Annotated in this window: 23 protein-coding genes; 12 read left to right on the top strand and 11 right to left on the bottom strand. The window is 74.3% G+C overall.

Going from position 1 to position 21,946, the window contains the following annotated elements; genetic code table 11:
- Positions 1-25: 25 nt before the first annotated feature.
- The gene (locus tag ACIPW5_RS29975) at positions 26-1,180 is read right to left on the bottom strand and encodes an ARPP-2 domain-containing protein (protein WP_401251452.1); all 1,155 of its coding nucleotides are present in this window, start codon (positions 1,178-1,180) and stop codon (positions 26-28) included.
- Positions 1,177-2,622 carry a hypothetical protein gene (locus tag ACIPW5_RS29970; protein ID WP_401251450.1) on the bottom strand — a complete coding sequence of 482 codons (1,446 nt, stop codon included), beginning with the start codon at positions 2,620-2,622 and terminating at the stop codon, positions 1,177-1,179. Before ACIPW5_RS29970 ends, ACIPW5_RS29975 begins: the two co-directional genes overlap by 4 nt.
- A 353-nt stretch (positions 2,623-2,975) precedes the next feature.
- Between ACIPW5_RS29970 and ACIPW5_RS29965 the strand changes: the two genes are divergently transcribed.
- The 3 genes from ACIPW5_RS29965 to ACIPW5_RS29955 all read left to right on the top strand — a co-directional run bounded on the left by ACIPW5_RS29965 (position 2,976) and on the right by ACIPW5_RS29955 (position 6,854).
- On the top strand, positions 2,976-4,187 hold the full coding sequence (locus ACIPW5_RS29965; protein ID WP_401251447.1) for a 4-hydroxybenzoate 3-monooxygenase: 1,212 nt from the start codon (positions 2,976-2,978) through the stop codon (positions 4,185-4,187).
- A 114-nt stretch (positions 4,188-4,301) separates the two neighbouring features.
- Positions 4,302-6,062 (top strand): methyltransferase, encoded by a 1,761-nt coding sequence (locus ACIPW5_RS29960; RefSeq protein ID WP_401251444.1) that lies wholly within the window; start codon positions 4,302-4,304, stop codon positions 6,060-6,062.
- Positions 6,063-6,245: 183 nt separating this feature from the next.
- Positions 6,246-6,854 (top strand): GPP34 family phosphoprotein, encoded by a 609-nt coding sequence (locus ACIPW5_RS29955; protein WP_401251441.1) that lies wholly within the window; start codon positions 6,246-6,248, stop codon positions 6,852-6,854.
- Positions 6,855-6,861: 7 nt separating this feature from the next.
- On the opposite strand, the gene ACIPW5_RS29950 is transcribed toward ACIPW5_RS29955, so the two are convergent.
- Complete coding sequence (locus ACIPW5_RS29950) at positions 6,862-7,458, bottom strand: TetR/AcrR family transcriptional regulator (RefSeq protein WP_401251438.1); 597 nt, start codon at positions 7,456-7,458, stop codon at positions 6,862-6,864.
- A gap of 85 nt (positions 7,459-7,543) precedes the next feature.
- Here ACIPW5_RS29950 and ACIPW5_RS29945 point away from each other — a divergent pair, with 85 nt between their 5' ends.
- Both ACIPW5_RS29945 and ACIPW5_RS29940 read left to right on the top strand, forming a co-directional pair.
- Positions 7,544-7,978, top strand: coding sequence for a nuclear transport factor 2 family protein (locus ACIPW5_RS29945; protein ID WP_401251435.1), 435 nt, complete (start codon positions 7,544-7,546; stop codon positions 7,976-7,978).
- Positions 7,975-8,853, top strand: coding sequence for an NAD(P)H-binding protein (locus ACIPW5_RS29940; protein WP_401251433.1), 879 nt, complete (start codon positions 7,975-7,977; stop codon positions 8,851-8,853). Before ACIPW5_RS29945 ends, ACIPW5_RS29940 begins: the two co-directional genes overlap by 4 nt.
- Positions 8,854-8,866: 13 nt before the next feature.
- Here ACIPW5_RS29940 and ACIPW5_RS29935 read toward each other — a convergent pair whose 3' ends face one another.
- On the bottom strand, positions 8,867-9,502 hold the full coding sequence (locus tag ACIPW5_RS29935; RefSeq protein ID WP_401251430.1) for a TetR/AcrR family transcriptional regulator: 636 nt from the start codon (positions 9,500-9,502) through the stop codon (positions 8,867-8,869).
- Between the two features lie 87 nt (positions 9,503-9,589).
- Between ACIPW5_RS29935 and ACIPW5_RS29930 the strand changes: the two genes are divergently transcribed.
- Entirely contained in the window at positions 9,590-11,137 is a 1,548-nt protein-coding gene (locus ACIPW5_RS29930; RefSeq protein WP_401251427.1) for an FAD-dependent monooxygenase, read from the top strand.
- 36 nt (positions 11,138-11,173) lie between these two features.
- Here ACIPW5_RS29930 and ACIPW5_RS29925 read toward each other — a convergent pair whose 3' ends face one another.
- The gene (locus tag ACIPW5_RS29925) at positions 11,174-11,656 is read right to left on the bottom strand and encodes a DedA family protein (RefSeq protein ID WP_401251424.1); all 483 of its coding nucleotides are present in this window, start codon (positions 11,654-11,656) and stop codon (positions 11,174-11,176) included.
- Positions 11,657-12,188: 532 nt separating this feature from the next.
- On the opposite strand from ACIPW5_RS29925, the gene ACIPW5_RS29920 reads away from it, so the two are divergent.
- Positions 12,189-12,851 (top strand): deoxynucleoside kinase, encoded by a 663-nt coding sequence (locus ACIPW5_RS29920; RefSeq protein WP_401251422.1) that lies wholly within the window; start codon positions 12,189-12,191, stop codon positions 12,849-12,851.
- Between the two features lie 82 nt (positions 12,852-12,933).
- Here the strand turns inward: ACIPW5_RS29920 and ACIPW5_RS29915 are convergent, their stop codons facing one another.
- The gene (locus tag ACIPW5_RS29915) at positions 12,934-13,785 is read right to left on the bottom strand and encodes a caspase family protein (protein WP_401251418.1); all 852 of its coding nucleotides are present in this window, start codon (positions 13,783-13,785) and stop codon (positions 12,934-12,936) included.
- A 144-nt stretch (positions 13,786-13,929) separates the two neighbouring features.
- Positions 13,930-14,748: a M15 family metallopeptidase gene (locus ACIPW5_RS29910; RefSeq protein WP_401251415.1), complete on the bottom strand. Its 819-nt coding sequence runs from the start codon at positions 14,746-14,748 to the stop codon at positions 13,930-13,932.
- Positions 14,749-15,081: 333 nt separating this feature from the next.
- Here ACIPW5_RS29910 and ACIPW5_RS29905 point away from each other — a divergent pair, with 333 nt between their 5' ends.
- The 4 genes from ACIPW5_RS29905 (at position 15,082) to ACIPW5_RS29890 (ending at position 17,846) form a co-directional block, all read left to right on the top strand.
- Positions 15,082-15,600: a nuclear transport factor 2 family protein gene (locus ACIPW5_RS29905; RefSeq protein ID WP_401251412.1), complete on the top strand. Its 519-nt coding sequence runs from the start codon at positions 15,082-15,084 to the stop codon at positions 15,598-15,600.
- A 45-nt stretch (positions 15,601-15,645) separates the two neighbouring features.
- Positions 15,646-16,386 (top strand): ArsR/SmtB family transcription factor, encoded by a 741-nt coding sequence (locus ACIPW5_RS29900; RefSeq protein ID WP_401251409.1) that lies wholly within the window; start codon positions 15,646-15,648, stop codon positions 16,384-16,386.
- Between the two features lie 67 nt (positions 16,387-16,453).
- Complete coding sequence (locus ACIPW5_RS29895) at positions 16,454-17,425, top strand: DMT family transporter (RefSeq protein WP_401251406.1); 972 nt, start codon at positions 16,454-16,456, stop codon at positions 17,423-17,425.
- A 46-nt stretch (positions 17,426-17,471) separates the two neighbouring features.
- Positions 17,472-17,846, top strand: coding sequence for a VOC family protein (locus ACIPW5_RS29890; protein WP_401251404.1), 375 nt, complete (start codon positions 17,472-17,474; stop codon positions 17,844-17,846).
- A gap of 53 nt (positions 17,847-17,899) precedes the next feature.
- Here ACIPW5_RS29890 and ACIPW5_RS29885 read toward each other — a convergent pair whose 3' ends face one another.
- Positions 17,900-18,778: an EamA family transporter gene (locus tag ACIPW5_RS29885; protein ID WP_401251401.1), complete on the bottom strand. Its 879-nt coding sequence runs from the start codon at positions 18,776-18,778 to the stop codon at positions 17,900-17,902.
- Between the two features lie 53 nt (positions 18,779-18,831).
- On the opposite strand from ACIPW5_RS29885, the gene ACIPW5_RS29880 reads away from it, so the two are divergent.
- Positions 18,832-19,680, top strand: coding sequence for a MurR/RpiR family transcriptional regulator (locus tag ACIPW5_RS29880; RefSeq protein ID WP_401251398.1), 849 nt, complete (start codon positions 18,832-18,834; stop codon positions 19,678-19,680).
- Between the two features lie 23 nt (positions 19,681-19,703).
- On the opposite strand, the gene ACIPW5_RS29875 is transcribed toward ACIPW5_RS29880, so the two are convergent.
- From ACIPW5_RS29875 to ACIPW5_RS29865, 3 genes are all read right to left on the bottom strand, one after another.
- Entirely contained in the window at positions 19,704-20,999 is a 1,296-nt protein-coding gene (locus ACIPW5_RS29875) for a hypothetical protein (RefSeq protein WP_401251395.1), read from the bottom strand.
- A gap of 86 nt (positions 21,000-21,085) precedes the next feature.
- A complete protein-coding gene (locus ACIPW5_RS29870; protein WP_401251392.1) occupies positions 21,086-21,613 on the bottom strand; it encodes an EF-hand domain-containing protein in 528 nt (175 codons plus the stop codon).
- Positions 21,614-21,682: 69 nt separating this feature from the next.
- Complete coding sequence (locus ACIPW5_RS29865; protein ID WP_401251389.1) at positions 21,683-21,934, bottom strand: hypothetical protein; 252 nt, start codon at positions 21,932-21,934, stop codon at positions 21,683-21,685.
- Positions 21,935-21,946: the final 12 nt, after the last annotated feature.

The following is a 21,946-nucleotide window of genomic DNA, read 5'->3' as shown; positions in this document are numbered from 1 at the left end:
CGGGGGGCCGGGGCCCGCGTCCCGCTCACCGTATTCCTGTGCGGGCCCGCTTCCGGTACCCGTCCAGGACGTCCTGGCGGAGCAGGAAGCCGAAGCCGGCGGACTCCAGCCGCAGCCCCAACTGCGCCGTGTCGATGCCGAGACCGGCCGCCGCGGCCGGCAGGTGCCAGTCGTGGGCGGCGAGCCTGTCGAGCAGGTGGCCGCGCCGGACCTGGCCCTCCGACAGCCGGAACGTCTTGAGGTAGGCGATCCGGCCGCTGTCGTCGGTGATGGCCTCGCCGATGTGGTTCTCCTCCTTGGGGCGGAAGCGCGGCCGGAAGCGCGAGAGCGTGAAGCGCCCCATGCGGTGGACGGACTGCCAGGTGTACGCGTGCCCCAGCAGCCCGGCCGCCATCGTCGTGTCGTGGAACCGCGTCCAGGCCTCCTCCTGTCCGGCCGCCGCCGCACGCAGGTCGTCCAGCGACCCGATCCGCCGGTCGGCGATGCGGGCGCGGAAGTCCGGCACCGGGAGCATCAGCGTGGCGTAGTGGTGGATCAGTTCGCCGTACAGGTCCTGGAGGAGCGTCGCGTGCAGGGCGCGGTAGTCGTCGGGATGCGGGACCGCGAACGCGGCGGCGAGGGCGTCGGCGACGTACACGACCACACCGCACTGGCCGGGGTGGATCTCGAAAGCGCGCAGCGCGTCGGCGAGCCCCCGCACCTCGGCACCCACGTAGGCCTCCTCCACCCGGGGCGAGAGGCCCTGGCGGACCGCGCGCTGCGACCACTCCTCCCAGGCGATCGTGGGACCGCCGAAGTGCAGGGCCAGATAGCCCTCCAGCGACAGGTGCAGGGGGAGGAAGCGCAGCCGGTCCTTGGCCTGGCGGCGGGCCATCCGGCGGTGGTAGCGCAGGCCCATCGTGGCGGCGGGTGCCGTGTCGCGGCCGGTGGAGAGCTGGGTGCCGTAGGCGGCGGCCGGCGTGCCGTCACCGGTCCACGCGGCGACGAACCCGTGCGGGACGTAGGACAGGTAGGCGCGGCCCGGGCCGGTCTCGACCAGGCCGGCCCCTTCCCCGTAGAGCTCCGCGTGCAGTCGGAGGTCGGCGATCGGCTCGTCGCGCACCAGCGGGACCAGGCGGACGGCACCCCAGACCTGGGAGGGGCGGGCGGTGAGACCGGTCAGGTCCGGTGCGGCGCTCATCGCACCCGCTCCGGAGCGTGTGCGGCCGTCATGCGGGCCGCCCGGCCGTCCAGGTACGCGGTCAGTTCGGCGAGCCCGGTCCGGCCTTCCGCGAACTGGGCGAGCTCCACCAGGGCCGGCAGGTCCTCGGCGTCCCGGATTCCCGCCGTGGGCACCGTCGGCGACAGCCGGCGGACGTCGAAGTCGGCCGCGTCGTAGACGGGGTTGAGGTGCACGATGCCGGTGCGGCGCCCGGGATCGAGCCGGGTGCGCCAGACGCGCAGCACTTCGCCGGCCAGGCCGGGAGGCGCGTTGTCCCAGCCGTCGGAGACGATCACCAGCCTGGCCGGGGCGGTCTCCAGCGCATCGAGGATCCGCCGGCCCAGCGGCGTCGGGCCCGACGGGTGCGCCAGGAGGGAGTCGGTGCGCCCGGACGTCCACAGCACGGTGTACTCGGCGGCGAGGGCCGCGAGCAGATGGTGGCAGGCCAGGGCCACGGCCAGCGGCCGGCGGCGCTTGTGCCCCGACCCGTAGGAGGAGAAGCTGTCGTCGAGGACGCCGGTGACCCTGCCCCAGCTTCCCCGGTGCCGACCGGCCACCCGGCCGGCGGCGGTCTCCAGGGCACCGGTCAGCTCGGCACGCCGGCCCAGCCGCTCGTCGACCGGGAGCGACAGCACGTAGGCGGCCAGCCGGGTCAGCGGCATCCCGGCCAGGTCGGCCCGCACTCCCGTGGCCCCGCGCGCCTGCGCGGAGCCCTGCAGCCGCAGGGTCTCCAGGCGGGTCAGCCGCGGGGCCATGCGCTCCAGGAAGACGTCCCGGGGTATGCCGTGCCGGGCGGCGAACCCCTCGGCGGCCGTGTACGGGAGCTCGTACAGCGCCGCCTGCTCGTGGTGCGCCCGGCGCCACGCCTCCAGCAGGGGCGTCGCGTAGTGCGGGCGGCCGCGCGGCGCGAACAGGAACGCGCCGAGTTCTTCGGGGGCGTTGGCCGGGCTGAGGTGGGTGTGGCGCAGGAGGCCCTTGAGGCCGCGGCGGTACTTCACGGCGTCGAAGGCCAGGTCCTTGCGGGCGGCCAGCCAGTCACGCGCGATCGCGCGGGTGCGGCGGTTGTTGACCCCGGCCCGGCGCAGGGCGTCGAACAGCCCGTACACGCGCTGCGGCGGCAGGGCCGTCAGACGGGCGGCGATCAGCCGGCCCTCGCTGCGGCGCTGGTCCGTGGTGGCCTCCCCGGCGGTCTCCAGCAGCCGGCGCACGATGAGGACCGCGTTGTGGTCGTTGATGTCGAGCGCGAGGACCCCGGCGTACAGGTCGCGGTAGTTGCCCAGCATGTACGCGTGGAGGAAGTCGAGGGACAGGCGCTGTTCGTCCGCGCCGTCGTGGAACTCGCGCTGGCCGGTGGAGGTGATCGCCGCGTTGACGAAGAGCAGTACGTCGTCGGCCGCGATGAGGTCCGCGTACGTGTCCATGCTCTTCCTCCCCCGTGGTGGATGCCGGCCGGGGAATGGGGGCACGAGCTGCGAATCATTGCTTCAGAGGCAGGTTCCGGAAGTCGCACCGGAGTCCCGCGGCCGGCGGAAGGACCGTAACAGAGCGGGCCGTGAGGGCTCCACCGACTTCCCCCGCGAGGCCTCCGGCAGGCGCACGCGAGCGCACGCGTACGCCCCCGCACGCCCGGCGCACACTACCGACGGGGCCGGCTGAGGGTGCTTCCGACCCGTCAACAAGGGCCGCACCGGAAAAGGGAGATTGTCACTCTATTCCCGCTAAGGGATGGCTCACGTAGGTTCGTTGAGCTTCAGGTGTTTATGCTTCAACCGCTATGACGGACAGCCAGACATCCCGCGCTTTACGCGCCTCAGCCGACGTGGTCATCCTCGGTGCAGGTCCGGCCGGGCTCGTGCTCGGAAACCTCCTGCTCGCCGCCGGGACCGACTGCGTCATCCTGGAACGGGCCTCCCCCTCCCGCGTCCGGACCCGCGCCCGTGCCGGTTTCCTCGCCCCGAACACCGTGCGGATCCTGGACGGCCACGGCCTCGCCGACGGCCTGCACCGGTACGGCCACCCGCACGCCGCCTGCGAGTTCCGCACGCAGGACGGGCGGTTCCGCCTCGACTACGGGGCCCTCGGCCAGGGCGGACGGCACCACGTCTACCCGCAGCAGGACCTCGTCACGGACCTCCTGCGGCACTACCTCGGCCGCGGCGGGCGCATCCGCTTCCGGACCGAGGTGCTCGCCGTCCACGACACCGACGGCACCCGGCCCTCCGTCACGGCGCGCGGGCCCGACGGCCGCACCGTCCGGTGGACCGCACGCTACGTCGCCGGCTGCGACGGGCGCCGGGGCGCGGCCCGCCGCTCCCTGCCCGCGGACGCCGTCCACCACCACGACCACGGCGTCACCTGGCTCGGCCTGCTCGCCCAGGCCCCGCCGAGCCTCGACGCCGTCGGCTACGCGGTCCACGACCGCGGCTTCGCCGGACACATGGCCCGCACCCCGGAGGTGACCCGCTACTACCTCCAGTGGCAGCGCGGCACGGCCGCCGACGCCTGGCCCGAGCAGCGGATCTGGGACGAGCTCGACATCCGGATGCGCGCCCCGGAGTACGGCCCGCTGAACCGCGGTGCCCTCCTGGAGCGCGGGCTCTTCGACCTGTCCTGCGACGTGGCCGAACCGCTGCGCCACGGCTCGCTGTTCCTGGCCGGCGACGCCGCGAGCGTGCTCGCCCCCGCCGCGGCGAAGGGCGCCAACCTGGCGGTCCTGGAGGCCGAGATGCTGGCCGAGGCCCTCGTTGACGCCCTCACCCGGGGCGACACCGGGGGACTCGACACGTACTCGGACCGGAGCCTGGAACACATCTGGAGGGCGCAGGAGTTCACCGGTTGGATGACCCGGCTGCTGCACGCGCCACCCGACGGCGACCCGGGTGCCGGATCGTTCTTCCAGGCCGCCCGGCGACGCTCCCGCATCGCCTCGCTCCGCACCTCGCGCAGCCACCAGGACTGGTTCGCCGACAACTACGTCGGCGTCTGAACCTGCCGCGCCCCGCGCCCCCTTCCCCGGATCACCCCCGCCAGGCCCCGCTCCGCCCTGCCATGCCCCGCCCTGCCATGCCCCGCTCCGCACCGGCCCGAGGACATTTCCACGATGACGACGACGCTCGCCGGCGAAACGATGCTGCCCCGCGCATCGACGCTCCCCGACGAAACGATGCTCCCGGACGACACGGCCCGCCTGCGCGCGGCCGCCGCGTTCGTCCGCGAGCACGACAGCACCACCCTGCTGCCGCTCCTGCTGCCCGGCATCGACGGCCCGGAGCTGCGGACCCTGGCCGAGCGCTGCCGCTTCGCCCATGCGGGGACGCTGCTCTTCCCCTCCGATGCGCCGAGCCTGCGGGCCCAGCTCGACGCGTGCGGGCTGGACGCGGACACCCCCTCCCACCCCAGCGTGGTCGTCCGCGAGCGGCTCGCCCGGCGCCACCGGCGCGACCCGGCCGAGCTCGACGTGAGGATCCTGCGCCCGCGGGTGTCCGGAACCTCCGGAGAGCCCCGTGCGGTCGAGGTGTTCGCCCTGATCGTGCCCCCGCACTCCGCCCTGGAGCACATCGCCGCCTACGAACGGCCCCGCCGGCACGAGGCCCACCTCGCCTTCGAGATCGAGCGCCCCGACCCGCTGGTCCTGCGCGGCCTGTGCGCGACCCTGGCCCGCCACGGAGCCCGGCCCGACGGAGGCGGCTACAACCCGCACGAGAACGGCACGGTCCTCTACTTCACCACCCCCACCGACACCGCCTGCGGCTACCGGCGACTGGAGCTCTACGCCCACGGCGACCACCGCGGCGTCCTCGCCGACCACCTCGGCCACCAGGGCGGACGGCCGCCCGCCGAAACGCTCCTTCACCTGCTCACCGGTGCGTGGACCACCCAGGCCCTCGCCTCCTTCGCCCGGCTGCGCCTGCCCGATGCCATGGACACCCGCACCGCGTCCCGTACCGAGGACCTCGCCCGTCTGACCGGCACCCATCCCGAGGGCCTCGGCACCCTCCTGCGGTACCTCGCGATGCTGGGCGCCGTCGCCCCGGACACCGGTCCTGGCGGGCAGGAAGGTTTCCGCCTCACGGGGCTCGGAGCCCTGCTCCGCACGGACGAGCCCGAATCGATGCGCCCCCTCGCCCTGATGTACGGCGGCCCGTTCTACCGCTCCTTCGGAGGCCTCGACCACGCCGTGACGACCGGGCTGCCCGCCTTCGACCACCTCTTCGGCGAGAACCACTTCGACCACTTCGCCCGCGACCCCGGCCTCGCCGACCTGTTCGACCGGTCCATGGCCGCGAGCGCGCGCATGTTCCGGCCGCTCCCCGCCCACCCGGTCGTCACCGCCGCGGCCCGGGCGGCCGCGTCCGCCACCGTCGTCGACGTCGCGGGCGGCAACGGAGAGCTGCTCGGCCAGATCCTCACCGCCCACCCGGGCCTGCGCGGCGTCCTCCTCGAACGCCCGCACGCCGTCGAGGCGGCCCGCCGCCTCCTCGACGCCGCGGGATGCGGCGCGCGCTGCACCTACCGCGCCGGCGACTTCGCCGACGTACCGCCCGGAGGGGACGTCTACCTCCTCTCCCGCGTCCTGCACGACTGGGACGACGACCGCTGCCGGGAGATCCTGCGCCACTGCGCCCGCGCGATGCCGGACCACGCCGACCTGCTCATCGTCGAACGCCTCCTGCCCGCGGACGGCTCACCCTCGCTGGCCACCGCCTGGAACCTGCACATGCTCTGCAACGTCGGAGGCCGCGAACGCGACGCCGCCCACTACGCCCGCCTCCTGGAGGACGCCGGCCTCCGCCTCCACGGCCATGCGCCCCTGCCCCTGGACGCGCACGTCCTGCACGTCCGCAAGGCCCCGTCCCGGTGAGCCGCGCCGCGTGCACGTCCGTCCCGGTCCGCGGAGCCGACGGGAGCGCCGCGCCGGGCCGTTCGGGCCGGCCGCCCTCCTGAGCGTTACGCGGGCACCGGGCGCCCGCCCTTTGTAGGCTGGCCCCGGGCGCGCGGTGCGTCCGGACGCGGCACACTGCTACGGCGCTGGACGGGCGGGCTCATGACGACTGCACGGGATCTGCTGCTCCTCGCCCTGGACGGCACCGCCGGGCGGACCGCCGAGCAGGGCGACCTGTCGCTCGCCCTGGCGGGCGCGGAGGCGATCGACCTCCTCGGCGCCGGTGCCGTCCGGCTGGACGGGGACCGGATCGTGCCGGCGGGCGAACGGGCCCTTCCGGACCGGCTGCTCGCCGAGGCGGCCGCGTCCCTCGTCGGGGACGCCCCGTTCGAGTCGCTCACCGACTGGCTGTGGCGCCGGGGCAGCGGCCTGGCCAAGGGCTACCGGGCCGTCCTGGAGTCGGAGGGGGAGCTCGTCAGGGAGCCCCGCCGGGGCCTGTTCGCGCGCGCGGGCGAGCCGGCGGCGGCCGACACTCCGGCCCGCCGCCGGGCCAGGGCCCGCCGGGCGGCGGCCGAACCCGTACTCGCCGCCCTGCTGGCAGCCGTGGTCCACGGTGAGGGGGACGAGGACGCGCCGGACGTGACCGACGACGACAGCGCGGCGGTACTCGCCGCGGTCAACGACGCGGTGGTGGAACTCGCCTCCGAACGCCAGCGTCGCGCCGTCGACGAGGCCGCCTTCGACAACATCTGGCGGGGCACGGGAGGCTGACGCGCGGTCAGCCTCCGGCCACGACCCTGTTCGCGTACGCCGCCAGCTGGGCCCGCAGCCGCTCGCGCGGCACTCCCTCACGGTCGGCCAGCTGCTCCACGAGGTCGGCCCGGGTGGCGGCGAGCAGGGCGTGCGCGGTGAAGCCGGGCTCGGTCAGACCGGGGACCTGTTCCAGCACGGACCGGAGCAGGCCGTGCCACCCCTCGTAGCCCCCGGCCCGGTACGGGCTGCTGCTCGCGCTCTCCTCCAGGGCCAGCGCCAGGCGGCGGTTGTCGAGCTTGAAGCACAGCACGGCGTCGAGCAGGGCGGGCACGCGTTCCTGCGGGGGAGCGGCGGGCCCGAGGGGCGGCGGGCCCGACTCCACGGCCTCGCGGACCGGTTCGAGACGGGCCTCGTACAGCGCGCGCAGGAGCCCGGCCCGGTCGCCGAAGGCCCGGAAGAGGGTGCCCTTGCCGACCCCGGCCGCCGCCGCGATGTCGGCCATCGTGAGGTCCTCGGGGCTCTCGGAGCGGGCGAACAGGGCGTCCGCGGCCTCCAGTACGGCCTGCCGGTTGCGGGCGGCGTCCTTGCGGACGCGGCGTTCGGGTTCGGGCGGCGGGGTCACCGGATACCTCCGATTGAAAAACGGACCGCGGGTCCGTATTGTTGAAGCGGACCGACGGTCCGCATTCTTTGAGTGGAGGATACCCATGTCCGCAACCGCACCGCCCGCTCCCGCCGCCGTGTACCGCCACGGCCTCGAACTCCTGCTGGCCAAGGACACCGACGGCTGGGTCGCCCTGTGGGCCGAGGACGGGGTGATGGAGTTCCCCTTCGCACCCCCGGGGCTGCCCCGCAGGCTCGACGGCCGGGCGGCCGTCGCCGACTACATGCGCCCCTACCCCGACCGGATCGACCTGCACGACTTCCCCGAAGCCGACCTGCGGATCCACGAGACCGGCGATCCGCGGACCGTCGTGGCCGAGATGCGCGGGGTCGGCCGCTGGGTGGAGGACGGCAGCCCCTTCGACATGACGTACATAGCCGTCGTCACCGTCGAGGACGGCCGGTTCACCTCCTACCGCGACTACTGGAACCCCCTCGCCGCCGGCTCCGGCACCGGCCCCGCCGGGGCCGGCCGATGACCGCCGCGAACGCCGCCCCCGCGACCGGCACCACGCTCGTCATCGGCGCCACCGGGACCACCGGGAGCCGCACCTGCGCACAGCTGGCGGCCGCCGGGCACGCGGTCAGAGCCGCCGGCCGCAGGGCCACCCCGGTGCCGGGCGCCGAACCGGTCGCCTTCGACTGGTACGACCCCCGCACCCACGCCGCCGCCCTCGCGGGCATCGACCGCGTCTACGTGATCCCGCCCGTGGGCGATCCCGACCCGGCCGCCGCCGTCCTGCCCTTCCTGCGCCGGGCCCGCGCCGCCGGCGTCCGGCGCGCGGTGCTGCTGAGCGCCTCCTCCATCGAGGAGGGCGGCCCGGCGGTCGGGCAGGTCCACGCGGCACTGCCCGGGATCTTCGACGAGTGGGCGGTGCTGCGCCCGTCCTGGTTCATGCAGAACTTCACCGGCGGCCACCTGCACGCCGAGAGCATCCGGACCGAGGGCGTCATCCGCACCGCCACCGGGACCGGCCGGGTGGGCTTCGTCGACGCCGACGACATCGCGGCCGTCGCCGTCCGCGCCCTGACCGACGTCCGCGCCCCCGGCACCGACCTCGTGCTCACCGGCCCGGAGGCCCTCGGCTACGACGACGTCGCGGCCATCGCCGCCGAGGTCACCGGGAGACCCGTGGTCCACGAGCCGCTCTCCGGTGCGGAGCTGCGCGACCGGCTGGCCGCGCTGATGCCCGCGGAGTTCGCCGCACTGCTCGCCGGCATGGACCGGGCCATCGCGGACGGGGCCGAGGACCGCGTCACCGACTCCGTCCGGCGCCTGACCGGCCGCCCCGCACGGGGCCTCCGTGCCGTCATGCGGCGGGAGCTCGGAGCGGCGGGGGGCGCCGGCCGCTGACCGGGGCCCCCTTTCAGCCGGGGAGCGCGTCGGACAGGCCCGCGCCGAGGAGCCGGAAGGCCCGGTCGGCGGCGGCGACGGCCTCCGGGTAGACCTCGTCGGCCGGGCGGCCCGCCTGCACCTGGCGGCTGTTGCGGTCGGCGAGCGTGCGCAGGACGGTGACGACCTGCACCGCGGCGAGCCGTGCGGTGAGCTCGTCGGCGCCGGCCTCCTCCAGGGCCTCGGCGAGGGCGGCGATGCTGCGCCCCGCGTAGCGGATCAGCCGCTCGTTCAGGCTCTCCGTCGTGCTCAGCAGCCGGGCGAAGGCAATGGCCTCCGGGTCGGAGGTCAGGCCGGTGTTCGGGTCCCGCCGGGCCAGGGCGTCCAGCTCGTGGGCGTGGAGGGCGGCCAGCGGATCCGTACCGGCCGGGCGGGCGCGGACCACGCGGGCCGATTCGTCCTCGTGGTCGGCGAACACGTGCAGGACCAGGTCCTCCTTGGTCGGGAAGTAGGTGAACAGCGTGCGTTTGGAGACCTCGGAGGCGTCGGCGATCTCCGCGATGGAGACCTCGTCGAAACCACGGCTCAGGAACAGCCGCAGCGCCGCTTCGAAGATCGTCTGACGGGTCCGCTGCTTCTTGCGTTCCCGGAGTCCCAGTTGCTCAGCCATGCGCCCACGATAGCAATGGGGCACCGAGGCGAAACTTGCACCTGGTATAGTTATCGACCAAGTGAAGGAATCTTCCTGGGAGGCTCCATGAACACGCAGGTCACCGATGTCGTCGTGGTGGGCGCCGGCGGCGCCGGGCTCACCCTCGCGACCGAGCTCGCCCTCGCCGGGGTGCACGCCGTCGTGCTGGACCGCCTGCCCGGCCGCAACCTCCAGTCCCGTGCCGGCGCGATCCAGCCCCGGACCGCCGAGGTGCTGGCGCTGCGCGGCCTGCTGGACGGGGCCCTGGAGCGGGCGGTCGACTACCGGCTCGAAGGCGGCCACTTCGCGGGACTGCCCGTCCCCCTGGACTACACGGCCTGGGACACCCGCTACCCGCACCCCGTGCTGCTCCCGCAGGACCAGCTGGAGGCGGTGCTCGAAGACCGCCTCGTCGAGCTCGGCGGCCGGGTGCTCAGGGAGCACCGGCTGACCGGCTTCCGGCAGGACGCCGACGGCGTCACGGTCACCGTGACCGCACCCGACGGCGACCGCTCGCTGCGGGCCCGCTACCTCGTCGCGTGCGACGGGGCCCACAGCAGCGTGCGCAAGATCATCGGAGCCGACTTCCCCGGCCAGGCGGCCACCGTCCGCATGGCCACCGCCGACCTGCTGCTCACCGGCGACGTCGACGACAGCACCACCGGGCACATCAGCTCGCGGATCCACACCTCGGCGCAGGGCCACTTCGCCATGATCACGCCCTTGGCGAACGGGCTCCACAAGCTCATCTTCAGCGGCCCGCGCACCATGCTGGCCGAGCGCGACGCCCCCGTGACCCCCGAGGAGGTCCGAGAGGTCCTGCGCGCCACCCACGGCGGGGCGCTCGACGTCGCCGAGATCCGCTACTCCTCCCGGTTCAGCAACGCCAGCAGGCAGCTGGAGCAGTACCGCCACGGCCGCGTGTTCTTCGCCGGTGACTCCGCCCACATCCACTCACCGGCCGGAGGCCAGGGACTCAACCTGGGCGTCCAGGACGCGTTCAACCTCGGCTGGAAGCTCGCCGCCGTCCTGCGCGGCGAGGCCGGTGCGGAGCTGCTGGACACCTATCAGACCGAGCGGCACCCCGTGGCCGAGCGGGTCCTCGCCCTCACCCGGGCCCAGGGCGTGGTCATGGGGCCGCAGCGCGACGGCGGGCTGGGCGAGCTGCGCGACGTGCTCACCGATCTGCTCCGCCTGCCCGATGCCAACCGCTACATGGCCGGTGTGATGGCGGGCCTGGACCTGTGCCTCCCGTCTCCCGACGCCGCCGCCCACCCGCTGCTGGGCCTGCGCATGCCCGATGTCGAAATCGGCACCGCCGACGGCGAGCCGGTCCGGTTCAGCGACCTGACGCGGACCGGCCGCGCCGTGCTCGTCGACTTCACCGACGCCCACCTGACCGCCGCGGCCCCCTGGGGCGACCGGGTCATCCGAGTGCGGGCCAGCGCGGAGGCGGGCCCGGCGGACGCCGAGGCCGTGCTCGTCCGCCCCGACGGCTACGTCTGCTGGGCCGGCGGCGCCGGACTCACCGAGACCCTCACCCGCTGGTTCGGCCCGGCCGTCCCCGCGGACTGCGAGGCGGTGGGGAGCCGGGGCGAGGGCCCTACGGGGTGACGCGCACTCCGCCGCGGCAGCCCGCGAGGGACCTGCTCAGGATTCCTCGGCCACGGCGGCACCCGCGGACCGGGCCGCCCTCCGCCTGCGGTACACCACCGCCGCGCACACCGCGGCGGCGAGGACGGCGACGGCGGACCCGCCGAGGGCCGGGTGCCGGCCGAAGAGCCTTCCCAGCACTTCGAGCACACCGAGTCCCGCGGTGGCGTAGATCAGCGCCCAGGCCGCCCCGCCCAGGAACAGGGCGGGGAGGTAGCGCGGCAGGGGCATGCGCATGCTGCCCGCGAGGAAGTTGGCGGCGGTCTGGAAGCCGACGGTCAGGAAGGACACGGCCACCACCGGCGCACCCCACCGCTGGATCGCCCGCTCGGCACGCTGGAACTTCGCGGAGGAGACCCGCCCGGAGAACCTGCTGCGGCGGGCGCCGGCGCCGGCGAGCCACCCGATGGCGAACGTCCCGCCGGCGCGGAGCAGGACGATGACGTACAGGGCTCCGGCCGTGACAGCGATCTTATCCACGAGGCCCCGTCCCGAGCTCGGGGCACGGCCCCGGAACGCCCGTCACCCGCAGGGGCGCTCCGCCCCGGCGGGGCGCACGACGCGTACGAACCCGGTCACCGTTTCCCACCTGCACCCTGCCTCTGCCCGTTCCGTTCCATGGGTCGCCACCTGCACGCTCGCACGTCAGGCAAGGTAAGCCTAACCGCACGCGCATGCGGGGCATAGGCATCGGCCCGCCCGAGGTGCCGCGCGGCCCCTCCGGAGCCGGACGGGCGCCGGGCTCCCTGCGCGGCGCGGGGTGAATCGTCATTTATGCTTCAAGGCGGCCGCGGGGGCGGTGACTCGTCCTGTGCGGCAACCGCACGGCGGTCATGTCGGCCGGTCGTGTGTGCGGCCTGCGCCGGGTTCCGGGTCCGGGCCCGGAACCCCGTGGCGCTGATCATGAAGGTCGTGGGGGCATCGGGTGACCACCTGGGTGCGTCTCAGGGGTATGGAGTGCCGACCGCTCCTCCCACCCGCGAACAAGAAGACCCCCAGGGAGAAGTGAGGTATGTCGGTGATCTGCGTCGGAGGCATGATCGGAATCGGCAAGACCAGCGTGGCCGAACTGATCGCCAAGGAGCTGGGCAGCGAGGTCTTCTACGAGAGCGTGGAGGACAACCCGATCCTCCCGCTCTTCTACACGGCGAGCCCGGAGGAGATCCAGGCGAAGCGCTACCCCTTCCTCCTCCAGCTCTACTTCCTGCAGACCCGGTTCGCCGCCATCAAGGCGGCGTACAAGCAGGGCGACAACGTCCTGGACCGGTCCATCTACGAGGACTGGTACTTCGCCAAGGTCAACCACGACCTGGGCCGGATCAGCTCCCTCGAGATGCAGGTCTACGAGGGCCTGCTCGACGAGATGATGCGCGAGATCGACGGCCTGCCCTACCGCAAGGCCCCCGACCTCATGGTCTACCTCAAGGCCGACTTCGAGACGGTGCTGCACCGCATCGGCCTGCGGGGCCGCGACTTCGAGCAGGACGAGGGCCTCGTCGAGTACTACCGGACGCTCTGGTCCGGCTACGACGACTGGGTGTACAAGCACTACTCGGCCAGCGAGGTGCTCGTCATCGACATGAACAACACCGACGTGGTGCACAACCCCGACGACGCCGCCCGCGTGGCGCAGACGGTCCGGGAGGCCGTGGCCGCCGCCCGGAGCAGGGCCTGACCCCCTCCCGGGAGCGGCGGGCCGCCGCGCCCGCGCACGACGGCGCGGGAGCGGCGGCCCCGGCCGGCCACCCGCCGGGTGGTCAGATGGCGAACGGCGTCTGCGCGGCGAACTCCTTCGTGCGCTTGCCCGTCTGCAGCATGTTGGGCGTCTGGTAGAAGGGCATGCTCTCGACGATCTGCCGGTGCAGGGTCGCGTAGCTTCCCCGGAACGCCCCGTTCTTCCACGTCTTGACCAGGGTCTCGGTGAACAGCCCGTTGGCCCCCGTGCCGTCGCTGGAGGTCTGGTTGTCCTGGCATCCGGAGAGCAGCAGGACGTCGGCCCGGATGTCCTGGAGGTCCAGCGCCGGAACGGAACGCTGGATCCCGTCGTACAGCTCCTGATCGCGCTGGTAGTTGCGGAACTGGGCGTCCTGCGGCAGCGCGCGGATCCGGGCGCGGACCTCCGACGGCTCGCTGGTGTCGAAGGCGCGCACCAGCTCGGCGTCGTCGAGGAAGTGCGAGACGTCCCGCGAGACGGTGCCGCTGTGACAGCTGTCGGAGAGCAGGAGGACGCGCACGTCCTCGGGGAAGGCGCCGAGGAGGGCGTACAGCTCGTCGTCGACGAACTGCCGGTCGTAGAGCACCCACGTCTCGTCGCGGCGGTCGGGTTCGTCCCCGTTCTTGTCGGGGACCTGCGAGCCGTGACCGGCGTAGGTGAGCAGCAGGAGGTCGCCCGCGGTGAGCCGGGTCGCGGCCGTCTTCAGCGCCGCGGCGACGTTCTCGCTGGTGGCGTCCCGGGTGAGCAGGGTCGTGAGGGTCTCGAACCCGTTGGCCTTGGCGAGGTCCCGCATGGTCACGGCATCGTTCTCGGGGTTCTTCAGCTCGCCCTTGGTCCCGTAGCGGGACTCGTCGATCTCGTTGAGTCCGATGTGGATGGACAGTCCGTTGGACATGGCTGTTCCTCCGTGATGCGTGGGGGCGGTACCCGAGTCCCGCCCGACGTTACGGAAGGTGACGGACCGCTACCACGGTGACGCGCACGTGCCACACGAAGGGGCGACGCCGGTTGACGTCGCCCTCCCCGCCTGCCCCGTCCGTCAGGGGCGGTGCCCGGCCACCGAACGCCGCGCGACGGGGAAGTCGAAGTAGGTGTCCGGGAAGAGCTCGGGCTTGTACGTGAAGTGCCACCATTCCTCGGGCAGGTTGACGAACCCCTCCGCGGCCAGCGCCGTCTTCAGCAACTGCCGGTGCGCCCGCTGCGCCCCCTGGACGCGCGGGTCGTCGGTGTGCGAGAGGGTGTCGAAGCAGTCGAAGCCCGTTCCCATGTCCACGGAGTTGTCCGGATACCGTTCCGCCTGCGGCGCGTAGCAGGGAACGGACTCCTGCCCCGGCCTGGGCGGCGGCGCCGGGACCGCCGGGAGCGGGACGATCGTGAGGTCCAGGGTGCTGCCACGGCTGTGCCCGGACTTCTCGGCGATGTACCCGTCCTCGAACAGGCGCGACTTGTCGACCCGCGGATAGAACTCCGCCTTCCGCCGCTCGTCGGCCAGGTCCTCGGCCCACCGCACGAAGTGGTCGACGGCCCGCTGGGGCCGGTAGCAGTCGTACACCTTGAGCGTGTACCCCTGCGGCAGGAGGCGCCGCTGGGCCCGGTGCAGGGCTTGGGCCGCAGGCCGCGTGAGGATGCAGACCGGCTGCCGGTAGCCGTCGATCCGCTCGCCGACGAAGTTGTGGGCGGAGACGTAGCGCATCTCCTGGAGGATCGTGGGATCGACGGAGCCCAGCGGGACGAACTCCCTGGGAGCCCTGGGCTCCGGCGTCGCGGCGGCGGCGCCGGCACCGAGGGTCGAGGCCGCCGCGAACACGGTCGTGACCCCCACGGTCACGGCGATCCGCGCCATCGTCGACATGGTCATCGGGTTCTCCCTGAGCTGGGCCGGCCCCTCTGCGGGCGTCCGGTCTGCCCGTTTCCTCGCCCGCCCCCGCCGCAGTTATGCCCCGGCGCTCCGGTCTGTCCTGCGGAACGCCCCGGAATGGCGGATACCACCCCGTACGCCGCCCCACCGCCCGCCCGCCGGGGCGGACAGGACTGAACAGGCCCGGACACTTCCCGCGGCCGCCGGACCTGGGAAACGGACCCCTCCTCGTACGAGGCTGTGTGCAGCGGGGCCGAGCACCCTGAACGACTCCGTGCACGGCCGCCGCCCCAGACCGGCCCCCACCGCCCCCGCATCCGGAGGAACCCCGCCATGACGTCCCGTTCGCACCGCGCCCTGCCCCTGCTGCTCGCCGCCACCACCCTGTGCGCCGCCACCACCACGGCGGCCACGGCCCACGCCGCGCAGGACGCGGGACGCCGCCCGCCGAAGGTGGTCGCCGACTGGGCCCGCGCCTGGAACGGGACGGACCCGCGGGCGCTCGGCGCCCTGTTCACCGCCGACGGCACCTACACCGACCGGGCGATCGGCGTCGTGTTCCGCGGCCGTGAGGAGATCTCCGGGTGGAAGGCCCGCGCGGACGGCCTCATCGCCGACGTCCACGTCACCGTCCGCGGCACCCGCCGCGACCCCGGCGGCCGCATCACCGTCGACGCCGTCTACTCCGGCCACCTCAAAGGCGCGCCCAGGCCGTTCGCGGTGCCGATGACCACCCTGCTCGACCTCGACCGGCAGCGCTGCCGGATCACGGCCGACGAGGACCACTACAGCCTCCCCGCCGTCCTCGCCCAGTCCGGCCTGCCCGCCGACTGGACCCCGCCCGCCCCCTGATCCGATCATTCGCCATCTGCCGAAACGATGAGGCACCCTGGAGCCATGCATCACGACGACGCACCCACCACCTCGGCGGCCGATTCCCCCGCTCCCGCCGCCCGGCTCGCCTCCCTCGCCGCCGCCCTGGCGGACGAGACCCGCGCAGCCATGTGCATGACGCTGCTGGAGGGGCGCGCCTGGACCGCGGGCGAGCTGGCCCGGATCGCCGGGGTCGCCCCCTCCACCGCCAGCGGGCACCTGAACCGGCTCCTCGAAGCCGGGATCTGCGTGACGGAGCGGCAGGGGCGGCACAGCTACGTGCGCATCGCCGACACCGACACGGCCCGCCTGGTGGACGCACTGGCCTCCTACGCCATCCCCGGGCGGGACGCCGCGCACATCGCGCCGGTGGTCGCCGCGCCCGACCCGCTGGCCCGGGCCCGCACCTGCTACGACCATTTCGCGGGCCGGCTCGGCATGGCGGTGACGGACGCGATGGAACACCGGGGCCTGCTGCGCACCGAGGCCGTCTTCGCCCTGACCGAGGCCGGTCTGGACTGGTGCCGCGAAGCGGGCGTCGACGTGGCGGGCTCGGGGCGCCGGCCGCTGGCGAGCTCCTGCCTGGACTGGACCGAGCGCCGCCGCCACCTCGGCGGCCTCGTCGGGGCCAGGCTGTGCGCGCGGGCCCTGGGGGAGGGCTGGGTGGTCCGTCCGGAGGGCGGCGGCCGGGGTCTACTGGTGACGGCCGGGGGAGAGGCGGCCCTCGGCCGCCTCCTGGGCATCACCCCCGAGGCCTGGAGCTAGGGCCGCCCCACCACTCCCCGAAAAATACTTCGGCACTCACCGAAGTGTTGAACTAGGGTCGGGAGCCATGAAGACCCACCCGCGCGACCCCGCACGCGTCCTTCCGCGCGCCCTCCCGCCCCACCTCCTCACCCTCGGCGCCGTTTGCTTCACGGTGTGCGCCTGGGCATCCGCCTTCGTCTCCATCCGCAGCGCCGGAGCGGCCTACTCGCCGGGGGCGCTGGCCCTCGGCAGGCTCCTCGCCGCGTCGCTGGTCCTCGTGACGCTGCTCCTCCTGCGCCGTGAGGGCCTGCCCCCGCGCGGCGCACGGCGCGGCATCCTGCTGTCCGGCCTCGTCTGGTTCGGCGGCTACACGGTCGCCCTGAACTGGGGCGAACGGCTCGTCGACGCGGGCACCGCGTCCCTCCTCGTGAACACCGGCCCCATCCTGATGGCACTGCTGGCGGCGAGGCTGCTCGGGGAGGCCCTGCCGCCGCGGCTCCTGACCGGGATGGCGGTCTCCTTCGCCGGAGCCGTGGTCGTCGGCCTGTCGATGTCGTCCGGCGGCGACGGTTCGACCCCGGTGCTCGGCGTGGTGCTGTGCCTGCTCGCGGCGGTGGCGTACGCGACGGGCGTCGTCGCGCAGAAGCCCGCGCTCTCGTACGGGACGCCGCTGCAGATCACCACGTTCAGCTGCCTCGTCGGAACCGTGGCCTGCCTGCCCTTCGCCGGGCAGCTGGCGGCCGAGGTCCCGAGGGCCCCGCTCTCCGCGACCCTGAACGCGGTCTACCTGGGCGTCGTCCCGACCGCCCTCGCCTTCACCACCTGGACCTACGCCCTCGCGCGGATGCCGGCCGGGAAGCTCGGCGCGACGACCTACGCCGTGCCGGCCGTCGTCGTCCTGCTGAGCTGGATCCTCCTCGGCGAGGTGCCGGCCTGGCTCACCCTCCTCGGCGGCCTGCTGTGCCTGGCCGGGGTGGCCGTCTCCCGCCACCGCCCGCGCCCCCGCCGGACCCCGGCCGACGCGCATGCCCGCCCGCCCGGCGGGTACGAGCCCTGAGGCGCGGGAGCGTCGCGGAGGCGGCCGAGGTGAGAGGGTGCCGGAAGTGATCAGGAAACTGCAGGCGATCGCGCTGGACTGCGCCGATCCGGTACGGCTCGCGGAGTTCTACGCCGAGCTGCTCGGCGGCCGCGTGGTCGTGGACCCCGACGACCCCGACTGGGTCGAGGTGCACGGCTTCGAGGGAACCCCGCTGGCCTGCCAGCGCGTGGACGGCTACCAGCCGCCCCAATGGCCCGGTCAGCGGCACCCCCAGCAGCTCCACCTGGACTTCGACGTGGACGACCTCGACGGGGAGGAGGCGCGGGCGCTGGCCCTCGGCGCGACCGTCCTGGAACGCACGGACCGGCTCCGCCCGGACGCCGGCTGGCGCGTCTGCGCCGACCCGGCCGGCCACCCCTTCTGCCTCTGCCTCCACTGAACCCGGCGCGGGGTGCGGGCCGGTTCCCGGCCCGGTTCCGTCCGCCCCGCTTCTCAGGAGCCTCCCGCCAGCTGGAGCACCGCTATCCCCGCCAGGACCGCGGCGCTGGCGGCGATCCGGCGGTGGCCGAGGCGCTCGCGGAACACGACCGCGCCGATCAGGGCCCCGAAGACGATGCTGGTCTCCCGCAGCGCCGCGATGGTGGAGAGGTCGCCCCGGGACTGCGCCCACACCACGAGCCCGTACGCCAGCAGCGAGAGCAGCCCGCCCGCCAGGCCCCGGCCCCACAGCGGACGCAGCGCGGTGAACAGGGCACGGCCCCGGCGGGCGCCGGCGATGACCGGGAGGACGAGGCCCTGGCAGAGGAACAGCCAGGCGATGTAGCCGAAGACGCTGCCGGACACGCGGACGCCGCTGCCGTCGACCAGGGTGTACGAGGCGATCATCACCCCGGTGCCGACCGCGGCGGCCAGCGCCGGCAGCTGGGCGCGGCCGGGGATCCCGTCGGCGAGGGCGAGACCGGCCAGTCCGCAGGCGATCACCGCGATCCCGAGGGCCTGTCCGGCCGCCAGGGAGTGGCCGAGGAGGGTGGTGGACACCAGGGCCACCACGACGGGCGAGGTGCCGCGCGCGGTGGGGTACATCTGGCCGAAGTCCCCCAGCTGATAGGCGCGCAGCAGCAGGAGCTGGTACGTCACCTGGAGCGCGGCGGAGGCGGCTATGTAGGGCCAGGCCGCCGGTGCGGGCAGCGGGGCGAGGAACACCAGCACGGCCCCGCAGCCCGCGGAGGCCAGGCTGATCAGGGTGAAGCCGGCGAGCTTGTCGCGCAGGCCGTGGGTGAGGCCGTTCCAGACGGCGTGCAGCACCGCCGAGGCGAGGACGACGGCGGGCACGGCGGCGGCGCCGGTCACGGACGGCAGGATTGCGGGCACGGGGAGCTCCCCACGACGGGCGATGGAATGGAATTCCCTGCTAGCGTAAACCCATGGAAATCAGTTCCACACCCTCGGGCGGGCTGGCCGCCCACATCCGGGCCCACCTGTCCGAGCTGCGCGACACCGAGGCACGGGTGGCACGGGTCGTCCTCGACCAGGGCGCCGACCTGGTCCGGCTCAGCGTCAGCGACGTCGCGGCGCTGGCCGGCACCGCGCCGTCCTCCGTCGTACGGGCCTGCCAGCGGCTGGGGTTCCGCGGGTACCAGGAGCTGAAGATCGCCGCCGCCCGGCAGGCACCCGCCCCCGAGCCCTCCAGGGACCGCGACCCCGCCGCCCGTGCCCTGGCCGACACGGTCCGCGCGGGCCGGGACGCCCTGGACGGGATCGCGGCCACGGTGACCCCCCACGACCTCCGGGCGGCGGCCGAACTGATCGACGCGGCCGCCCGCGTCCTGGTCGTCGGCGCGGGACTGTCCGGCGCGGTCGCCCTGGACACCGCCTACCGGCTCCGCGCACTCGGCTGCGCGGTCGACGCCCCCGCCGACCCGCTGACCGCGCAGCTGGCTGCCTCGCAACTGACGTCCGCAGGGCTCTGCCTGGCCATCAGTCACACCGGCGCCACCCGCAGCACGGTGGACGCCGCCCGGCGCGCCCGGCAGGCCGGGGCCCGGGTCGTCGCCGTCACCAGCTACGCCCGGTCGCCGCTCAGCGAGGCGGGCGACCGCACGCTCGTCGCGGGCGGCCAGGACCTGGTCTTCGGGCTGGAGACCGTCGCCAGCCGGCTGGCCCACCTCACCGTGATCGACGCCCTCGCCCTCACCCTGCTGGGCCTGCGCGGGGAACCGGCCGAAGCGGCGCTGCGCCTGTCGGCCGACGTCACCGTCGACCATTCGTACTGACGCCCCGGCGCGGCCCCTGCCCGTCAGCGGCGGGTCGACGTGCGGTGGAGGAGCTCCAGGCGCTGCTGGGCCAGCGTCAGGTGCCGCGGTTCCAGGTCCGGCAGCGCGCGCAGCAGGCGGATGAGGTCGGGGCCCGCATCGACGGCCGCGTCCGGCTCCTTGAGCTGCGTCCAGCAGTAGAGTGCCCCCGCCGCCGCGGCACGCACCTCGGCGGAGTCCGGGGCCTGGAAGCCGAGGCGGGTCCGGGCGGCACCGGACCAGAGCCGGGTGGCGAGCCCGAAGTCGCCGGCCATGCGGGCGAGGTCCGCGCGGATCTCCACCCACTGCAGGGCCTCGGGCGAGCCGGGCCCGTGGGTCTGCTGCGCGTACTGCTCCCAGGCCCCGGCCAGTTCGGCCGCCTCCTCGTGCCGGCCGGCGGTGGCCAGGCGGTGGATGTGCGGGCGCGGGTCCTCCGCCGGAACCCGCCCACGGCGATCCGCGGGCTCCGTCTCCCCGGACGGGCGCGGGACCGTCCGCCCCGGTGCGGTGCCGACCGGATGCGGCCCGCGCACCGGCTCCAGCGGAGCGGCGGGACCGGTGCCGGAAGCGGGCCGCGCCTGCGCATCCCCGGTGGCCGCCGGCCCCGCGAACGCCGGTACGGCCTCCAGCTCGCGGGCGCTCGGCAGGATCAGGGACCCGGGCGCGATGGCGGCCGCCCCGGCGGCGAGGGCGTGCAGCTGGAGGTTGGACGGCCGGGTCGGAGTGGCGCGGAGCTGGTCGATCCACGCGCGGGTGTAGCTGCTCACGGCGGGGGAGCCGCCGCTCCAGCCGGGCGGGCTGACGACTCCGTACACCTCCGCGCCGGGCGCGACGGGCAGCGTGCCGTACTGCTGGAGGAGCGGCCACGCCGCCTTGTCCGCGGCGAGGTCGAGCAGCACCGTGGTCGGCCCGGCCGGACGGTCGCGCAGCTCCGTGCCCAGCCACTCCCAGGGCAGCGCGGTGTAGCGGACCGAGGCTGCCGTGGTGCCCGCCAGGGCCAGGTGCAGCCGGTGTCCCCTGCGGTCCGCCGTGAGCCGGCCCGACAGGTAGACGAGCAGCGGCCCCGGTGTCGCCGCCGCCGTACGCAGCCTCATCAGCACGGTGTTGGGATCCCGGAGGCCGTCCAGACAGGTGGTGTCGCAGGCGACGGTGCTGTTCAGCAGGGCGGACACGGGGACGACGCCCAGCGCGGACAGGTTGGCGCTCGGTGCCACCTGAACGCTCCGGCGCCTGACGGCGGCATCCCCCGCTATGAGGAGTACGTGCCCCCGCTGCTGCTGGCTCGGCCCGAAGTTGTGCATGAGCAGACCGTACTAAGTCCCTTCGGTTCCCGAAGCCGTGATCCTCCAGGAGATCCCGGCACGGCCGGCCCCGTCGAACGGCCGGTTCAGCGCGCGGCCGGCTCCAGTGCGTCCGGGTGGCCGGGGTAGGCCTGGGCCATGGGGGAGCGGCCCGTGGTGAGGAAGTCGTGGATCGCGGCCAGATAGACGGCTCGCTGCACGGTCCCCTCGCCGTGGGGGTCGAGGGCGTCGAACGCGGCGTCGGCGCCTTCGGGGGTGTTGCCGGTCGCCGCGCGCAGCCGGGTGAACTCGGCCCGCGTCAGGCACCCGTCACCGTCCTGGTCGGCCAGGTCGAAGAGGGACCCGAGAGCCGGCCGGCAGGACTCCTCGAAGGCCTCGTGTCCGGCCCAGTCGCGGTATTCCGCGTAGGTGACGCCGCCGTTCGCGTCACCGTCCATCTGGCGGAACACCTCTTCGTGGGCCGCGCGTGCCGCCGCGACCAGGGGGTGCCCCGCATCGCGCTCGCAGACGGCCGCGGCCCGGTCGACCCGGCCGAGGTACTCGGCCCGGGTGATGACCCCGTCCCCGTCGACGTCCAGCATGGCGAAGATGCGCAGCTTGGCAGCGTCGGACATCCCGTCACCTTTCCTTCCCTCGCAGTGGTTTCGTCCTCCGGCAAGGGAACGACGCGGGACCTGCTCCGGTCACCGCCACCGGGCTCCGGACCCTCGGACCTCCGCGGCGGCGGGTGCCCGCGGGGCCTCCGCCGGAGAGCCCAGGCGCGAGCCCAGACGCGACCGCATCTCGCGGGCGGCCACCCGGATGTCCGGTGTGCGGGCCGCGTCTTCGAGGGCGCCGAGCAGGACCATGATCGCGTGCGCCTCGTCCGTGGTCACCACCTTGATGCGGGTGTCGGTCGTGGCGTCGAGGAGTACGTCCAGGAAGTCGTCATCCATACCGGCACAACG

Source organism: Streptomyces sp. NPDC090077, from assembly GCF_044747545.1.
In the GTDB taxonomy this organism is placed as follows: domain Bacteria; phylum Actinomycetota; class Actinomycetes; order Streptomycetales; family Streptomycetaceae; genus Streptomyces.
Note: the sequence above shows the minus strand (reverse complement) of the source record. Positions and strands in the feature narration are given on the sequence as shown.

Excerpts from the sequence above, each read along its gene's own strand:
- ACIPW5_RS29915 (WP_401251418.1), bottom strand. The coding sequence starts at position 13,785 with ATGTCCAACGGACTGTCCATCCACATCGGACTCAACGAGATCGACGAG.
- ACIPW5_RS29895 (WP_401251406.1), top strand. The coding sequence starts at position 16,454 with ATGAAGACCCACCCGCGCGACCCCGCACGCGTCCTTCCGCGCGCCCTC.
- ACIPW5_RS29970 (WP_401251450.1), bottom strand. The coding sequence starts at position 2,622 with ATGGACACGTACGCGGACCTCATCGCGGCCGACGACGTACTGCTCTTC.
- ACIPW5_RS29975 (WP_401251452.1), bottom strand. The coding sequence starts at position 1,180 with ATGAGCGCCGCACCGGACCTGACCGGTCTCACCGCCCGCCCCTCCCAG.
- ACIPW5_RS29880 (WP_401251398.1), top strand. The coding sequence starts at position 18,832 with ATGGAAATCAGTTCCACACCCTCGGGCGGGCTGGCCGCCCACATCCGG.
- ACIPW5_RS29960 (WP_401251444.1), top strand. The coding sequence starts at position 4,302 with ATGACGACGACGCTCGCCGGCGAAACGATGCTGCCCCGCGCATCGACG.
- ACIPW5_RS29905 (WP_401251412.1), top strand. The coding sequence starts at position 15,082 with ATGACGTCCCGTTCGCACCGCGCCCTGCCCCTGCTGCTCGCCGCCACC.
- ACIPW5_RS29965 (WP_401251447.1), top strand. The coding sequence starts at position 2,976 with ATGACGGACAGCCAGACATCCCGCGCTTTACGCGCCTCAGCCGACGTG.
- ACIPW5_RS29945 (WP_401251435.1), top strand. The coding sequence starts at position 7,544 with ATGTCCGCAACCGCACCGCCCGCTCCCGCCGCCGTGTACCGCCACGGC.
- ACIPW5_RS29910 (WP_401251415.1), bottom strand. The coding sequence starts at position 14,748 with ATGACCATGTCGACGATGGCGCGGATCGCCGTGACCGTGGGGGTCACG.
- ACIPW5_RS29865 (WP_401251389.1), bottom strand. The coding sequence starts at position 21,934 with ATGGATGACGACTTCCTGGACGTACTCCTCGACGCCACGACCGACACC.
- ACIPW5_RS29955 (WP_401251441.1), top strand. The coding sequence starts at position 6,246 with ATGACGACTGCACGGGATCTGCTGCTCCTCGCCCTGGACGGCACCGCC.
- ACIPW5_RS29935 (WP_401251430.1), bottom strand. The coding sequence starts at position 9,502 with ATGGCTGAGCAACTGGGACTCCGGGAACGCAAGAAGCAGCGGACCCGT.
- ACIPW5_RS29870 (WP_401251392.1), bottom strand. The coding sequence starts at position 21,613 with ATGTCCGACGCTGCCAAGCTGCGCATCTTCGCCATGCTGGACGTCGAC.
- ACIPW5_RS29875 (WP_401251395.1), bottom strand. The coding sequence starts at position 20,999 with ATGCACAACTTCGGGCCGAGCCAGCAGCAGCGGGGGCACGTACTCCTC.
- ACIPW5_RS29920 (WP_401251422.1), top strand. The coding sequence starts at position 12,189 with ATGTCGGTGATCTGCGTCGGAGGCATGATCGGAATCGGCAAGACCAGC.
- ACIPW5_RS29940 (WP_401251433.1), top strand. The coding sequence starts at position 7,975 with ATGACCGCCGCGAACGCCGCCCCCGCGACCGGCACCACGCTCGTCATC.
- ACIPW5_RS29900 (WP_401251409.1), top strand. The coding sequence starts at position 15,646 with ATGCATCACGACGACGCACCCACCACCTCGGCGGCCGATTCCCCCGCT.
- ACIPW5_RS29930 (WP_401251427.1), top strand. The coding sequence starts at position 9,590 with ATGAACACGCAGGTCACCGATGTCGTCGTGGTGGGCGCCGGCGGCGCC.